Source organism: Bradyrhizobium sp. Crot121, from assembly GCF_059512385.1.
Map to the genome: position 1 here is coordinate 307,919 of NZ_JCAMOR010000003.1, position 14,670 is coordinate 322,588.

General features: G+C 62.5%; 15 protein-coding genes. All 15 read right to left on the bottom strand.

The features are described from left to right. Positions 1-78: 78 nt before the first annotated feature. Positions 79-1,014 (bottom strand): carbohydrate kinase family protein, encoded by a 936-nt coding sequence (locus tag AC5ZGW_RS05585; protein WP_130224046.1) that lies wholly within the window; start codon positions 1,012-1,014, stop codon positions 79-81. Continuing rightward, positions 1,005-2,672, bottom strand: a complete 1,668-nt coding sequence (locus AC5ZGW_RS05590) for an FGGY-family carbohydrate kinase (protein WP_130224044.1) — start codon at positions 2,670-2,672, stop codon at positions 1,005-1,007. The genes AC5ZGW_RS05585 and AC5ZGW_RS05590 overlap by 10 nt, the downstream gene beginning before the upstream one ends. 28 nt (positions 2,673-2,700) lie before the next feature. After that, positions 2,701-3,474, bottom strand: coding sequence for an SDR family NAD(P)-dependent oxidoreductase (locus AC5ZGW_RS05595; protein WP_130224042.1), 774 nt, complete (start codon positions 3,472-3,474; stop codon positions 2,701-2,703). Between the two features lie 13 nt (positions 3,475-3,487). Then, positions 3,488-4,492, bottom strand: coding sequence for an ABC transporter ATP-binding protein (locus AC5ZGW_RS05600; RefSeq protein WP_130224040.1), 1,005 nt, complete (start codon positions 4,490-4,492; stop codon positions 3,488-3,490). Positions 4,493-4,510: 18 nt separating this feature from the next. Further along, positions 4,511-5,341 (bottom strand): carbohydrate ABC transporter permease, encoded by an 831-nt coding sequence (locus AC5ZGW_RS05605; protein ID WP_028162257.1) that lies wholly within the window; start codon positions 5,339-5,341, stop codon positions 4,511-4,513. A gap of 3 nt (positions 5,342-5,344) precedes the next feature. Further along, positions 5,345-6,253, bottom strand: a complete 909-nt coding sequence (locus tag AC5ZGW_RS05610) for a carbohydrate ABC transporter permease (protein ID WP_130224038.1) — start codon at positions 6,251-6,253, stop codon at positions 5,345-5,347. Positions 6,254-6,316: 63 nt separating this feature from the next. Next, positions 6,317-7,630 (bottom strand): ABC transporter substrate-binding protein, encoded by a 1,314-nt coding sequence (locus AC5ZGW_RS05615; protein ID WP_130224036.1) that lies wholly within the window; start codon positions 7,628-7,630, stop codon positions 6,317-6,319. Between the two features lie 158 nt (positions 7,631-7,788). Continuing rightward, entirely contained in the window at positions 7,789-8,742 is a 954-nt protein-coding gene (locus tag AC5ZGW_RS05620) for a sugar-binding transcriptional regulator (protein ID WP_028162254.1), read from the bottom strand. Positions 8,743-8,751: 9 nt separating this feature from the next. Further along, a complete protein-coding gene (locus tag AC5ZGW_RS05625; RefSeq protein WP_130224034.1) occupies positions 8,752-9,411 on the bottom strand; it encodes an HAD family hydrolase in 660 nt (219 codons plus the stop codon). A gap of 269 nt (positions 9,412-9,680) precedes the next feature. Next, positions 9,681-10,550 carry an amidohydrolase family protein gene (locus AC5ZGW_RS05630; protein ID WP_130224032.1) on the bottom strand — a complete coding sequence of 290 codons (870 nt, stop codon included), beginning with the start codon at positions 10,548-10,550 and terminating at the stop codon, positions 9,681-9,683. 10 nt (positions 10,551-10,560) lie between these two features. Next, on the bottom strand, positions 10,561-10,953 hold the full coding sequence (locus AC5ZGW_RS05635) for a RidA family protein (protein ID WP_130224030.1): 393 nt from the start codon (positions 10,951-10,953) through the stop codon (positions 10,561-10,563). 23 nt (positions 10,954-10,976) lie between these two features. After that, positions 10,977-11,780 (bottom strand): 2-oxo-hept-4-ene-1,7-dioate hydratase, encoded by an 804-nt coding sequence (gene hpaH / locus AC5ZGW_RS05640; RefSeq protein WP_130224028.1) that lies wholly within the window; start codon positions 11,778-11,780, stop codon positions 10,977-10,979. A gap of 4 nt (positions 11,781-11,784) precedes the next feature. Next, entirely contained in the window at positions 11,785-12,645 is an 861-nt protein-coding gene (locus tag AC5ZGW_RS05645; protein ID WP_130224026.1) for a fumarylacetoacetate hydrolase family protein, read from the bottom strand. A gap of 25 nt (positions 12,646-12,670) precedes the next feature. After that, the gene (locus AC5ZGW_RS05650; protein WP_130224024.1) at positions 12,671-13,993 is read right to left on the bottom strand and encodes an MFS transporter; all 1,323 of its coding nucleotides are present in this window, start codon (positions 13,991-13,993) and stop codon (positions 12,671-12,673) included. A 23-nt stretch (positions 13,994-14,016) separates the two neighbouring features. After that, positions 14,017-14,634, bottom strand: coding sequence for a flavin reductase family protein (locus AC5ZGW_RS05655; protein ID WP_130224022.1), 618 nt, complete (start codon positions 14,632-14,634; stop codon positions 14,017-14,019). Positions 14,635-14,670 lie beyond the last annotated feature (36 nt).

Genomic DNA, 14,670 nt, shown 5'->3' on the forward strand with positions numbered 1-14,670 from the left:
GCCGCGCGTATCTTTCGAGCGTCGCGATGTTTATTGCAGTCGCCTAAGCCGCCTTGCACCTAAAGGCGCCCAACGCCTCTAATACGTCCAAGCAACTTCGTTGCTGCGGGGCGGATCTGCCCCAACCCGCGTGCAGGTCAGCGCAGCGCAACTGCAGGCAAATGATAGCGCGGAGCGAAGCTCGTTCGCGTTGGTGCCCCTCAGTCCACTCCTGCCGAGCCTGCCCAGCTTATGCAGAGCAAACAGCAGCGCGGCCTGAAAGCTGTCGCCGGCGCCGATCGTGTCCACGACCGTGACCGCGGGTGCCCCGACTTCGATGGCACCCGCCGCCGGATGCCAGGCCTGGACTCCCTTTATTCCGCGCGTGATGACATACAGGCGACCACCTCCAGCCAGGAACTTTTCCGCCTTCGCCGCGTAAGCCTCTTTCCCGTAGAGATAGTCGAAGTCAACGTCCGACATGCGAACGATGTCCGCGCTGTCGACAAACCCGTCCATGCGCGCGAGATAGGCTGTCTTGTCCTTGACCAGATTGGGCCTGCAGTTCGGGTCGAACGAAATCGTCGCCGATGATTTGGCATCGGCGACCATCGCGGCGATTTCCGCGGCTCCCCTCTCGTTGACCAGCGTCGTTGAGCCGATGTGGACGGCCTCGATCGTCTCGAACGGAATTTTGCCGTGCGAATAGGTCCATTCCCGGGTCGCCGTCGCCGCGTCATAAAACGCATATTGCGACTCGCCTGCGACCATTCGGACGAAAGCAAGCGTGGTCTGGCGATCGCTGCGGGTGGCATAGCGAAGGTCGACGGCGGATGCGGCGGCGTGGTCGGCGATCATGCGGCCGAACAGATCGGTCGAGATGCCACCGACAAAGCCGGTCGGCGCGCCAAGCCGCGCCAGTCCGACCGCGACGTTGAGGCAAGACCCGCCGACTGCCGGTCGTACCGCTTCGTGACCGTCTGCGGTCGTAACCGGCACAAAATCGATCAGCGCATCGCCACAGCTCAGCAGCATCGTTCGCGACCTTTCGAGATGATCTCAAAACCGCGCATCGCCTCACGGCTTCCGCGATCAAGCTCGCGCAACAACCTGTAGACCTCGCGCTTTCGGCGGTGGAATTCTTCCATGCCCGGCGCGGCCGGCTCAGTCAGGCGACCGAGCGCCGACATCGCGGCCATGGTCTCGCCGAGCGAGGCATAGGCGCCGGCAGCGACGGCGCCGAGCATGGCCGCGCCGAGCAGGACCGGCTCCGCCGTTTGCGGCAGCGCCACCGTGAGGCCGGTCGTATCGGCCATGATCTGCCGCACCAGCGGGCTCCTTCCTGCGCCGCCGCCCATGACGATCAGCTTGCTGTTGACCCCCTGCGCCCTGAAGGTATCGATGACGTCGGCGAGGCCATAGGCAAGCCCGCACAATCCCGCCACGAACAGACGTTCCATCGCGCAGATATCCGTATCGAGATCGAGGCCGGCAATGACGGCGCGCGTATCGGGATCGGCATAAGGCGAGCGGTTGCCGAGGAATTCCGGCAGCACATGAAGGTCGCGCGCCAGCAGCGCCGCCCTGCTCGCCTGCCCAGCACGGGCCATGATCCGCTCCTCGAGGATCTGGATGATCTCCACGCCGTTCCGCCTTGCCGCGTCGCTTGCCTCGGCGTAGGCGGGATGGGAGCGGATCAAATAATCGATCGCAGCACCCGCCGCCGATTGTCCGCCTTCGTTGAGCCAGAAGCCGGGCACCATGCCCGAGTAATACGGTCCCCACACGCCGGGGACAAAACAGGGATCGACCGTTGTCGCCATGATACAGGCGGAGGTCCCCATGATGTAGGCGAGGCGATCGCAGACATCGACTTCAGCACCCGATGTGTCCCGGCCGCCGATCGCGCCGAGCCCGCCGGCGTGCGCATCGATCAGCGAGGCGCCGACCGGCGTCCCCGGTCGCAGCCCGAAATCCCGTGCCGCCTGTTCCGTCAGGCCCAACCCCAGCGGCGTTCCAGGAGCGACGATCTCGGTGCCGATCCTGCGATATTCGTCCTCGACGAATTCCTGCAAGCCCACGCGCTGAAAATATGGCGCGCTCCAGCGCCCTTCATGCGCGAGGTAGTTCCACTTGCAGGTCACCGTGCAGGTCGAGCGCGCGAACGACCCTGTCGCGCGCCACGAGAGGAAGTCGGCCAGGTCGAAGAAATGCCCGGCGCGATCAAAACTGTCGCGCAGGTGCCGCTTCAGCCAGAGCAGCTTCGGCATCTCCATCTCGGGCGAGATGGAGCCGCCAACATGGCGCAGTACCTCATCCTGCGTATCGTTGATCAGCCGCGCTTCCTCGATCGCGCGATGATCCATCCAGACGATGACGTTGCGCTTGTTGTCGCCGGACGCGCTCACCGTCAGCGGTTCGCCATGCCGATCGAGCACGACCAGCGAGCAGGTCGCGTCGAAGCCAATGCCCTTCACGAGCTCCGGCGATATCGCAGCTTCCGCCATCGCGCTGCGGACGGCCGAGACGCTGGCCGCCCAGATGTCTGACGACGACTGCTCGACAATGTCGCCTGCCTCGTGCCAGACCGCGATCGGGTGTTTTGCAGTTGCGAGCAGGACTCCGTTTTCGTCGAAGATGCCCGCGCGCGTGCTGGAGGTTCCGACGTCAATGCCGATGAAGGCTTGCCGCATGTTCGCTCCCGTCAGTTTTGACGCAAGCTTACCAGCAAGTATAGCCACCATCGACAAGAACGATGCTTCCCGTCATGAGGCTGGCCGCTTCCGATGACAGGAACAGGACCACCGAGGCGATCTCCTCCACCTGCCCCATCCGCGCCATCGGGGTGCCGCCGATCCAGGCGTCGTACATGCGGGGGTTGTCCTTCACGAATGCGTTCAGGGGCGTCTCGATGTAGGTCGGCGCCACCGCGTTGACGCGCACGCCGCGCGCGCCCCATTCGGCTGCGAGCGATTTGGTCAGATGGTGCACCGCAGCCTTGGAGGCGTTGTAGTAGCACTGCTCCTGCGGCTTATTGACGATGAAACCGGACATCGAGCCGATATTGACGATATTGCCCGTCCGCGCCTGAAGCATGTGCTTGCCGAAGGCGCGGCAGCACCAGAAGGTGCCGTTGAGATTGACGTCGACGACGTTCAGCCAGTGCTCGTCGGTCACGGTTTCGGCCGGCGTCTCGCTGCGCGCGATGCCGGCATTGTTGACGAGGACATCGACCCGGCCGTAGCGAGCGACGAGTTCGTCGGCAATCTCGGTAACGCGCCGTGAATCCGTCACGTCCACGACCGCGACCTCGGCCTGATAGCCTTTCCCGCTCAGATAGGCACCCGCTTCGCCGGCTACCGCCGCATCGCGATCGGCAATCACAACCCTCGCGCCAGCCTCGGCCAGCGCCTCAGCACAGGCGAGGCCGATCCCCTGCCCGCCCCCGGTTACGACTGCGGTCTTGCCGGGTAGTTTGAATTTTTCCAGATACATCTTGGTCTTCCTGTTAAGCCCGCAGCGATTTTCCGCTTTCATCGAACCGATGCAGGCGGCCGGGATCCGGCGACAGCAGGACACGGTCGCCGGCGCTCAAATCGAGTTCGCCAACGTGGCGCGCGGTGAGCGTTCCGATTGCGCCGGCATCGACATAGAGAAAGGTGTCGCTGCCGAGATGCTCCGCAACCAGGATGTTTCCCGGCCATCCCCCGCCGTCGCGCGCGATTTTCAGGTGCTCGGGGCGAACGCCAATGGTGGCCGCGTCATGGCGGCCTGCGACCTCGCCGGAGATGAAGTTCATTTTCGGCGAGCCGATGAAGCCGGCGACGAACAGATTGGCCGGCTTTTCGTAGAGTTCGAGCGGCGTCCCGTATTGCTCGATCTTGCCGCCATTGAGCACCACAATCTTGTCCGCCATTGTCATCGCCTCCACCTGGTCGTGCGTGACATAGATGGCCGTCGTGCCAAGCTGCTTCTGCAGCCGCGTGACCTCCAGGCGCATCTGCACGCGCAGCGCGGCGTCGAGGTTGGACAGCGGTTCGTCGAACAGAAACGCCTTCGGCTCACGGACGATGGCGCGCCCGATCGCGACGCGCTGGCGCTGGCCGCCCGACAATTCGCGCGGCTTTCTATCAAGATACGGCGTCAGATTAAGGGTCGCCGCCGCGGCCTCCACCTTCCGGTTGATCTCGGCTTTCGGCAGACCCGCCATCTTCAGGCCGAAGGCGATGTTGCCGCGCACGCTCATATGCGGATAGAGCGCATAGGATTGGAAAACCATCGACAAGCCGCGCTTGGCAGGCGGAACGTCAACGACGTTTTTGCCGTCGATCAGGATATTGCCGCCGCTGACGTCCTCGAGCCCGGCGATCAGGCGGAGAAGAGTGGTCTTGCCGCAGCCGGAGGGGCCGACGAAAACGACAAAGGAACCATCCGAGATATCCAGATCGGCGCCCTTGATGATGTGAACGGGCCCGAACGATTTCTGGACATTCTGAAGCGTGATCTGACCCATGGCTCCAGCCTTTCCGTTTTACTTGACCGCGCCAAAAGTCAGGCCGCGGACGAGCTGGCGCTGGCTGAACCAACCGAGCACCAGGATCGGCGCGATCGCGAGCGTGGAAGCGGCCGAGAGCTTGGCCCAGAACAGCCCCTCGGGACTCGAATAGGACGCGATGAACACGGTCAGCGGCGCGGCCTGCAGCGTCGAGAGGTTCAACGTCCAGAACGCCTCGTTCCAGGCGAGGATTAAATTCAAGAGCAATGTTGATGCGAGCCCCGGTACGGCCATCGGCGTCAGCACATAGACGAGTTCGCGGCTGATCGTTGCTCCGTCCATGCGTGCGGCTTCGAGGATGTCCTTTGGGATTTCCTTGAAATAGGTAAACAGCATCCAGATCACGATCGGCAGATTGCCGAGGCAGAGGATGAAGACGAGACCAGTCAAAGTATCGAGCAAGCCGAAATCGCGGTAGATCAGGTAGATCGGCACCAGCACGCCGACCGGCGGCATCATCTTTGTCGATAGCATCCAGAGCAGCACATCCTTGGTGCGTTTGGTCGGCGAGAACGCCATTGACCACGCGGCGGGAATCGCAATCAGCAGCGCGATCAGCGTCGAGCCGCCTGCCACAATGATGGAGTTGAGCGCATGATGGACATAGTCACTGCGCTCCTGCACGGCGGCATAATTTTCCGTGGTCCAGTGAAAGAACAGGAATTTTGGCGGTATGGCGAAGGCATCGAGTTCGGTCTTGAAGCTCGCCAACACCATCCACAGGATCGGGAAGAAGATCAGGAAGCCGACCAGCCACGCCGCAATGGTCGAGACCGCCACATGCCTGCTTGTTGCCATCCGCGCCATGCGTCAGGCCTCCAAATTCCGGCCGACGATCCTGACCAGGAAGAAAGCCACGATGTTGGCGATTACCACTGCCACCAACCCGCCCGCGGAGGCACCGCCGACATCATACTGGATCAGCGCCTGCGAATAGATCAGGAAGGCGATGTTGGTGGTCTGCAATCCCGGCCCTCCGCCGGTGGTGACGAAGATCTCGGCGAACACGGTCAGAAGGAAAATCGTCTCGATCAGGATCACGACAGTGATCGGTCGGGCCAGATGCGGCAGCGTGATGTAGATGAAGGTCGACAGCGCGCCGGCGCCGTCCATCTCAGCCGCCTCCTTCTGCTCCTCGTCGAGAGATTGCAGCGCCGTCAGAAGGATCAGCGTTGCAAACGGCAGCCACTGCCAGGAGACGATCAGGATGATTGCGAATAGCGGTACGTCGTTGAACCAGTCGATCGGTGGCGCGCCGAACAGCCTTGCGATCCAGGCGAACAGGCCAGAAACCGGATGCATCAGAAGGTTCTTCCAGATCAGCGCGCTGACCGTCGGCATCACGAAGAATGGCGCGATCACCATCAGCCGCACGATGTTGCGGCCGATGACCGGCTGGTCGAGCAACAGCGCGAGCGGAATTCCAAGCAGGATAGTCAGTCCAAGCACGGACCCAACCAGAACCAGTGTGTTCTGCAGCGAAGCGAGGAAAGCCGGATCGGTCAGGAAATAGCGAAAATTCTCAAAGCCGACGAACTGCGCGGATTCGGAGTCGAGCAGATTGTAACGCAGCAGCGAGAAATAGATCGTCAGCGCCAAGGGGACGATCATCCAGATGAACAGCAGCGCGACCGCTGGCGTCAGCAGCATCCGTGCGAGCAGTTGCGTTTGTCGGGTCCCGGTTCCCGTTTCCGTCGACTGCAAAGCAGGTGCAGCCATCCGGTGCAAGCTGCCGGATGGCTGCGAGGGGCTTAGCTCGGGAGTCTGAGCCAAGGGAGCCACCTATTTGATGTAGCCGGCGCGCTTCATTTCCCGCTCCGTCGACGCCTGCGCCGCCGACAACGCCGCGTCCACGCTGGTCGAGCCCGACAGCGCCGCGGAGAACTGCTGGCCGACCGAGGTGCCGATACCCTGGAATTCCGGGATCGCCGCATACTGCACGCCAACGTAAGGCACCGGTTGCACCGTCGGCTTGTTCGGATCGGCGGCATCGATCGACGCCAGCGTCAATTTGGCGAACGGCGCGACTTTCAGGTAGTCAGGGTTCTGGTACAGCGACGTTCGCGTACCCGGCGGCACGTTGGCCCAGCCCTCCTTCGACGCAACCAGTTTTGCGTAGTCCTTGCCGGTCGCCCAGGCGATGAACTTTTCTGCGGCCTCGACCTTCTTGGAGCCGGCGGGAATCGCGAGGTTCCAGGCCCACAGCCAGTTCGCGTTCTTGCCAAGCCCGGCGTTCGGCGCGAGCGCAAAGCCGACCTTGTCGGCGACCGTGGAGTCCTTTGGATTGGTCACAAACGACGCCGCAACCGTTGCGTCGATCCACATCGCGCATTTGCCGGCATTGAACAGCGCCAGGTTTTCGTTGAAGCCGTTCGAACTGGCGCCGGGAGGCCCCGCCTCCTTCATCAGATCGACATAGGTTGCCAGTGTCTTCTTCCATTCGGGCTTGTCGAACTGCGGCACCCACTTCTCGTCGAACCAGCGTGCACCGTAGGAATTGGCCATGGCGGTGAGAAACGCCATGTTCTCACCCCAGCCGGCCTTGCCACGCAGGCAGATGCCGTAAACGCCGGCCTCCTTATCGGTCAGCTTCTTGGCCGCACTGACCACGAAATCCCAGCTCGGATTTTCCGGCATGGTAAGCCCGGCCTTCTGGAACAGGTCGGTGCGATACATGGTCATCGAGCTTTCGCCATAGAACGGCGCCGCATAAAGCTTGCCGGAAACGGACACCGCATCCTTGATCCTCGGCAAGAGATCGGCGACGTCGTAGTCGGCGCCGAGCTTGTCGAGCGGCACCAGCCAATTCTTCTTGGCCCAGATCGGCACCTCATAGGTGCCGATGGTCAGGACGTCGAACTGGCCGCCCTTGGTCGCGATATCGGTGGTGACGCGCTGGCGCAGCACGTTCTCCTCGAGAGTCACCCATTTGACCGTGATGTCCGGATTCTTGCTGGTGAAGTCGCTCGTCAATCCCTGCATGCGGATCATGTCGCCGTTGTTGACGGTGGCAATCGTCAGGGCGGTCTGGGCGAGTGAGGGAGTTGAGAGCAAGAGCGCAGCCGCGCCCAGAAGGGCGCCATGGACGTTTTTCACGGTAACCTCCCATCATCGCGTTTGAGCATATGCCCACGCGTTGGGCGTATGTTCACATCAACATTTCAGCTTGTCAAGCTGACACACGCGATCCGGCTGCCCGCAACGCCGGAGAGAAAATCCGTTTTGTTCAGGAAGGCACGACGATCGTGCCGGCGCTATCGATCGAGGATAGCCCGGGCCGTTGCTTCGTCGGTGATGAGACCGTTGACGAGGCGCCCAATCAGCGCGGCGCTAATCGCCGGAACCTTGGCCTGCCCGATCGCCGCGGCGATCGTAGTGGTCCGCGCCGGCACTTGCGGGGGGATACTGGTCAACCGCTTGTTCGTGCCCCCCTTGATGAGCCGGCCCTTGGCGTCATAGGCCCAACCCGTGACTTCGCCGATGGCGCCAAGCCGCATCATCTCGAACAGCTCTTCGCGGCTGACGAAGCCGTCAACATGCACCTGGGCCTTCTGGTCCATCTGACCGATGCCGATGAGACGCAGGTCGGCTCTCGCGGCAATCGCCTGGATCTTGGCGATTGGCTCGATCCGGTTCATGCGGTTGCGCTCGTCTTCCGTCGACATCAGGAATGGCAGAGGCATCGGATAGTGGCGGGCACCGGTGCGATCGGCAAGGCGTCCCACCGTATCGAAGAAGCTCGCCGAGCCGTCGGCCGAGATGTTTCCGACCAGCGAGACAATCTGGTGATTCGGCCGCTCGATCGGCGTGACTCGCTCCACTGCAGCGCGCACCGCGCGCCCGGTGCCCAATGCGACAATGACCGGGGTTTCCAGGCGCAGGGTTGAGTCCAGCAGGTTGGCGCAACGTTCCGCGATGCCGGCAGTGGAATGCGGCGATGCCGGGTCCGACGGCACCACCTCGCAGTGAACGAGATCGAAGCGATCCTTGAGCTTCGACGCCAGTTCCATGCATGCGGCAATAGGATGTTCGAGGCGGAAGGTGATCAGGCGTTCTGCGAGGCAAAGCGATACCAGACGCTGCGCGGACGCGCGCGAGACCTGCAGCATCTTGGCGATCTCATCCTGCGTATGGCCGGCGATGAAATAGAGCCAGCCGGCGCGCGCGGCGTCGTCAAGACGGGATTTCTCGTTCTCCAGTGCTGCCATGAAAGCCCGCTATCTTTCGTCCCAGAAGTCCGCCATCCGGTCAAAGACACGATCTGCGCCGGCATCGCGCAGCTTGCTATGCCGATCGCCAGACTGGTAGTGACTGCCACCGATAAAGCCCCATACGGTCATGCCGGCGGCCTTTGCTGCGGTCACGCCGCTGACACTGTCTTCGATGACAAGCGTGCGCTGCGGCGCGGCGCGCATCTGCGCAGCCGCATAGAGAAAAAGGTCGGGGGCCGGCTTGCCGCGCGCCACCATCTGCGCCGTGTACACCCTGTCGCCGAAATGCGATCCAAGACCGGTCAATGCCAGCGAAAGCGATACCCGGTCGAGATCGCTGGACGAGGCAACACAAAACGGCATTTTCAGGCTGGAGATCAATGACCCCACTCCAAGGACAGGTCGCAGCGAACGCCTGAACCGTTGCAGCACCCGCGCCTTCAACGCGACCAGAAAGTTCTCGGGAACGAGGCGTTGGTCCGCCTGGTAGTGTTGCAGGATGGCCGTCGTGCTGCGGCCAAGAAACAGTTCGAGGGCATCGTCCCTGCTGAGCTCGATGCCGAATTCGCCAAGGACCTCTGACAGGCACTGACAGCTCAACATCTCGCTGTCCACGAGGACGCCATCGCAGTCGAAGATGACCAGATCAGCCTGTAGGGGTTCCATCTCACAATAGGATCATATGCTCATCAGTTGAGCAATAGCCCAACGATCCATCTGAGGCGGCACAGCAATGTGTCCGCTCCGGGATAGAGTTCAAGCAGCCGGATCCTTTTCGCAAACCCTGCTCGACTTGCCCTGTTACCCCAAAGCGCACGTGACTCGCTTACCGCGCCGTTGACCGTGAAGCACAACGCCAGGAGCCCGGCGGCCGCCAGATCGGCGGGCGCAACTACGCGTGGCAGACCGCAAGCAGGACGTCCCGAGGCCGAGCTCTAGAATCCGAATAGTTTTGCCGGATTGTGAACAAGGATCTTTTCCAAGGTCGTCTCGTCAGGCGCATACTTGTACATGAGTTCGAGCAGATCGGCGTCGTTGGGCGGCTGCACGACCGAAACCGGATGCGGCCAGTCGGTGGCCCAGATGCAGCGGTCCGGCGCGGCCTCGATATAGGTGCGCGCGATGGGGATGACATCTTCCCAGGGCGGACCGGCCTTCGAGGTCTTTTCCCCGAGCGACAGCATGACCCAGAAATTGCCCTTCGACAGCAGCTCAAGCATCTTCTGCAGATTCGGATCGTTCTTGCCGCGGGTCGGGTCGGGACGCGCCATGTGATCGATCAACACCGGCACGTCGAGGGATTGGTACTTCTCGACGCTGGAGATGATGCCGTCCTTCTCCGGCTGGATCTTGACGTACCAGCCGAGCTCGCGGATGCGCGCGATCGCCCGCGCAAAATCCTTGTCCGACAGCACGGCTCCTAGTTCCTGCCGGAAACTGAAGCGCGCGCCGCGGACCCCTGCCTCATGCAGCTTGGCGAGGTAGGCATCATCAGCTTCGGCGAACACCAGCGCGTTGGCACAGCCGCGATAGTTCGGCCCCATTGCCGCCAGACCATCGAGCACGACCGTGTGGTCCGCGCCATAGGTCGTGGTCTGCACGATCACGCCGCGCTCGATCCCGAGCGCCTTGTGCATCCGCAGCGCCGCCTCCCAGGTTGCGGTCGGCATCTGATAGGCAGCGCCCGGACGTACCGGATATTTCTCCAGCGGCCCCAGCACGTGAAACTGGCTGTCGACAGTCTTTGGCGGCGGCAGTTTCGAAGGCCGGCGCGGATTTGGATCGAAGGGCAAGTAGGTCGGCACGGCAAACTCCTTAGTCAATCACGGCGGTGAAATCGCACTGCACCAGCGCGCCGCCTTCCATGTCCATCGGCAGCGCATGACGCGCCGGGCGTGAGTGTTCGTCGGGAAACATCTTCAGCCACTCGGCATTGACAGGCCCGCGCTGCGAACGGTCCTTGAGCCAGACCGTCATCTTGATGATGTCGTCGGTGCTGCCACCGGCAGCCTCGACGGTCGCCTTCATATGCGCGAACATGTTGGCGCATTGCGCTTCCAGGCTCTCCGGCATCGCTCCGGTCGCGGGATCGCGGCCGAGGATGACGCCGGACATCACGAGATTGCCGATGCGAGAGGCGTTCGGGATCGGATTGGCGTGTTTGAATCCGCCGATGTGGATGCTTCTGCGCCGTGCTTGGCCGGTCATCGCTTTCCCTCTGCTGGTCTGGTTCAGGTAAATTGACAGGACACCGAGCCGAACGGTCCGTAGTCGGCGTGGAAGGTATCGCCGCGGCGGATATCGACCGGTCGCGTAAACGATCCGGCGAGCACTACCTCACCTGCGGCCAGTTGCTCGTCATGCGGCGCCAGGCGATTGGCGAGCCAGGCGACGCCGTTGGCCGGATGGTTGAGCACGCCGGCGGCAAGCCCGGTCTCCTCGACCTGTCCATTGCGGAACAGCAGCGCGCCGATCCAGCGTAGATCCGCCTCGAGCGGCCGGAACGGACGGCCGCCGAGCACGAGAGCGGCATTGGCGGCATTGTCCGAAATCGTGTCCATGACCTTACGGGTCTGGCCGGTCTCGGGATCGACGCGATGCATGCGGGTCTCGAGGATTTCGAGCGCGGGCGTCACGTAATCGGTGGCGTTGAGTACGTCGAAGATGGAGCAGTCCGGGCCACGCAGCGGCGCCTTCAGCACGAAGGCAAGCTCGACCTCGATCCGCGGCGCATGGAAGCGATCGAACGGGATCGCGCTCGCATCCGGATAGAACATGTCGGCGAACAGAACGCCATAATCGGGCTCGGCGATGCCGACCGCGTTCTGCATCGCTTTCGAGGTCAGGCCGATCTTGTGGCCGTTGATGACGCGGCCACGATCGAGCTGCAGACGCGTCCAGGCGCGCTGGATCGCATAGGCATCCTCGATCGTGAGATCGGGATGCTCGCGCGTGAACATGGTGATGAGTGTCTTGGTCCGTTCGGCCTCGTCAAGCCGCTCTGCGAGGTGCCGGATGATGGAGGGATCGAGCATGGCGCTATTGCTCCGCAACCACCGCGTTGCGCAGCACGCCGATCCGCGACGACTCCACCTCGACCACATCACCGGGTTTGAGCCAACGCGGCGGATCGAACCGGGCGCCGGCGCCGGTCGGCGTACCGGTCGCGATCATGTCGCCGGGCTTCAGGGTCGCAAATCTGGAGAGATAGGCGATCAGGAAATCGAACGGGAACATCAGCCGCTCGGTACTGTCCTGCTGCCTGACCTCGCCATTGACGCGGGTGATAATGTCGTGCGGTCCTCGCGGATCGCATTCATCCGACGTCACAATCCAGGGGCCGATGCTGCCGGAGCGATCGAAATTCTTGCCCTGCGTGACGTTGAACTTGCCATGATGCAGCCAGTCTCGCACACTGCCCTCGTTGCACAGCGTCATGCCGAAGATATGCGAGAAGGCGTCTTCACGCGCGATGTGCCGACCCTGCCTGCCGATCACGATGACCAGTTCGCCCTCATAGTCGAGCTGGTCGGAGACTTTCGGCTTCTCGATCCCCTGCCCCGATCCGACCACCGACGAGGAATTGCGTACGAACAGGCTCGGATATTTCGGCAGGTCCGAGTTGTCCTTGTATTCGGCGTTGCGGTCCTTGTAGTTCACGCCAATGCACCAGAACTTTTCCGGCGCCAATACTGGCGGCAGCAGCGTCAATTCGTCCAGCGCATGATCGGGACGCTGGCCCGCCGAAGCCTGCCGGGCCGACGAAAGGCCATCGCGTGCGATCAGCGTCTTCAGATCGGGAAATTCTGCGCCGATCCGTACCGTCAGATCGACGACCCCATTGTCATCAGCCACACCATAATGTGGCTGGCCATTCACGAGATAGCTCAATAGTCGCATCGCATGCTTTCCTTCGGCGAGAGTTTCACGCAGTCTGGCCGCTACGCTGGGCACCGGCGGCCGCCAGTTCGCGCCCGCGCGTCTCGGGCAGGGACAGGGTCATCGCCAGGAAGATGATGATGGCGGGCACGACGATCATCATGCCGAGCGCAAGCTGGCCACCGAACCAACCGGCCGCCAGCGGAACGACGATCGGCGCAAAGCTGCCGATGCCGCGGCCCGCCATGTAGATGAAGGATACCGCGGTCGAGCGCACTTCGATCGGATAGATTTCCGACAGCCAGGTGCCGACCACGCCGAGCGCCGAGTTGCCGATCACGAAGGCGATGTAAACCCAGAACATCGGGAAGCCAAACAGACTGCCGGCGAACCTGTCATGCGCAAAGACATAGAGGCCGCAGGCCATCGCGCCCCACGCAAGACCCGGCAACAGCGCGCCGAACCGCCGGCCGAAGGCGTCGTTGAGCAGGCCCATGCTGATATACGAGCAGCCGCCGACGACGGAGGCGATCACCGAGATGTTGCGCACGACTTCAGGCGGCGCACCGAGCGACTTCTGCATCAGTGTCGGCATGAAGACGACGATCCCGTAGTAGCAGAACATGTAGGCCATCATCCACGCCAGGCACATCAGCGAGATCGGCAGCAACCGGCCCTGGAACATCAGCAGCATCGTATTGGTGGTCTTGACCTTGCGCTCGACCAAGCCGCTCTTGCGCGCGCGATCGAACTGCAGCCACGCCTTGGATTCCGGCATGAAGAAGCGGATGAAGATCATCAGCAGGATCGGCGAGCCACCGGTCAGGAGCGCAATGCGCCATCCCCATTCCACGCTGAACGACGTGGTGGCCCAGACCCCGATGATCGAGGCGCCGGCGCTCGCGACGACCGCGCTGCCCTGGATGAAGGCGCTGCCGATACCGCGCCGATCCTTGTTCCAGGCCTCATTGAACAGCACCATGCCGGCGCCCCATTCGCCGCCGAGCCCGATGCCGGTGATGAAGCGGAGCAATGCCAGGCTCCAATAGTCCCAGGCGAACGCCGATGCGATCGACCCGGCGGCGAACACGCCGAGCGTGAGCTGCAGTGCCTGCTTGCGGCCAATGCGGTCGCCGAGCCAGCCGAATAGCGCGCCGCCGATCACCGACCCGATCAAGGTCAGGCTCGTCACGCTCGCGACCTGGGTCAGCGAAATGCCTAGCGACGACTGTATCGAGCTCATCAGGAACGGCATGATGAGCACGTCGTAGAGATCGAGCGCAAAGCCCAGCATGCAGGAGAAGATGATCGCGGCGCGCTCGCCGGTCGTGTAGCTGCCGATTGCGGAAAGCGAGGATTGTTCGGTCATATCTGTCTTACTGGTATACGATCTCAATCGGTCGACTTCGGTGCCTGGAACACAGCGCGCAGGGTGACGATCTCTCCGAGCCGGGCATAACGTGGGCCTGCGATACGCGCGATCGGATCAAGCGCCTCGGTTTCCACCTTGCCGTTGTTCACGAGCCCATCCCGGAGATGGAACATCAGGACCTCGCCGACAATCAGCCGGCTGCGAGCCTCGCCGAATTCGAGACATTGGTGAAACCGGCATTCCATGGCGACCGGCGGCGCGGCGAGCCGCGGCACCTTGATGCGTTCGCTCGGCACGGTCTCGAGCTTGAGCAATTCGACTTCGCTCACCTCGGGCGGATGCTCGACCGAACTCTCATGCAACGCCGTCATCAGCGGCGTGTCGGCGATGTGAATGACGTATTCTTCGGTATCGAGAATATTATGCGCGGTGTCCTTGTAGACGCCGGCCTTGCGGCCGATGCTGATGGCGAGCATCGGCGGCTTCTGCGAGACAAAGGTGAAGGCGCTGAAGGGGGCGAGATTGAGCACACCTTTGCGCGACATGCTGCTCACCCAGGCGATCGGCCGCGGCACGACGATGCCGGTCATCAGCCGGTAGATGCGTTCCGCGCCGAGTTCTGAGGGGTCAATCTGCATGCTGCCTCGAAGCTTGACTGGCGTATGCGCGCCGAC

Excerpts from the sequence above, each read along its gene's own strand:
- AC5ZGW_RS05645 (WP_130224026.1), bottom strand. The coding sequence starts at position 12,645 with ATGCGACTATTGAGCTATCTCGTGAATGGCCAGCCACATTATGGTGTG.
- AC5ZGW_RS05655 (WP_130224022.1), bottom strand. The coding sequence starts at position 14,634 with ATGCAGATTGACCCCTCAGAACTCGGCGCGGAACGCATCTACCGGCTG.
- AC5ZGW_RS05595 (WP_130224042.1), bottom strand. The coding sequence starts at position 3,474 with ATGTATCTGGAAAAATTCAAACTACCCGGCAAGACCGCAGTCGTAACC.
- AC5ZGW_RS05585 (WP_130224046.1), bottom strand. The coding sequence starts at position 1,014 with ATGCTGCTGAGCTGTGGCGATGCGCTGATCGATTTTGTGCCGGTTACG.
- AC5ZGW_RS05600 (WP_130224040.1), bottom strand. The coding sequence starts at position 4,492 with ATGGGTCAGATCACGCTTCAGAATGTCCAGAAATCGTTCGGGCCCGTT.
- AC5ZGW_RS05620 (WP_028162254.1), bottom strand. The coding sequence starts at position 8,742 with ATGGCAGCACTGGAGAACGAGAAATCCCGTCTTGACGACGCCGCGCGC.
- AC5ZGW_RS05610 (WP_130224038.1), bottom strand. The coding sequence starts at position 6,253 with ATGGCTGCACCTGCTTTGCAGTCGACGGAAACGGGAACCGGGACCCGA.
- AC5ZGW_RS05635 (WP_130224030.1), bottom strand. The coding sequence starts at position 10,953 with ATGACCGGCCAAGCACGGCGCAGAAGCATCCACATCGGCGGATTCAAA.
- AC5ZGW_RS05650 (WP_130224024.1), bottom strand. The coding sequence starts at position 13,993 with ATGACCGAACAATCCTCGCTTTCCGCAATCGGCAGCTACACGACCGGC.
- hpaH (WP_130224028.1), bottom strand. The coding sequence starts at position 11,780 with ATGCTCGATCCCTCCATCATCCGGCACCTCGCAGAGCGGCTTGACGAG.
- AC5ZGW_RS05590 (WP_130224044.1), bottom strand. The coding sequence starts at position 2,672 with ATGCGGCAAGCCTTCATCGGCATTGACGTCGGAACCTCCAGCACGCGC.
- AC5ZGW_RS05625 (WP_130224034.1), bottom strand. The coding sequence starts at position 9,411 with ATGGAACCCCTACAGGCTGATCTGGTCATCTTCGACTGCGATGGCGTC.
- AC5ZGW_RS05605 (WP_028162257.1), bottom strand. The coding sequence starts at position 5,341 with ATGGCGCGGATGGCAACAAGCAGGCATGTGGCGGTCTCGACCATTGCG.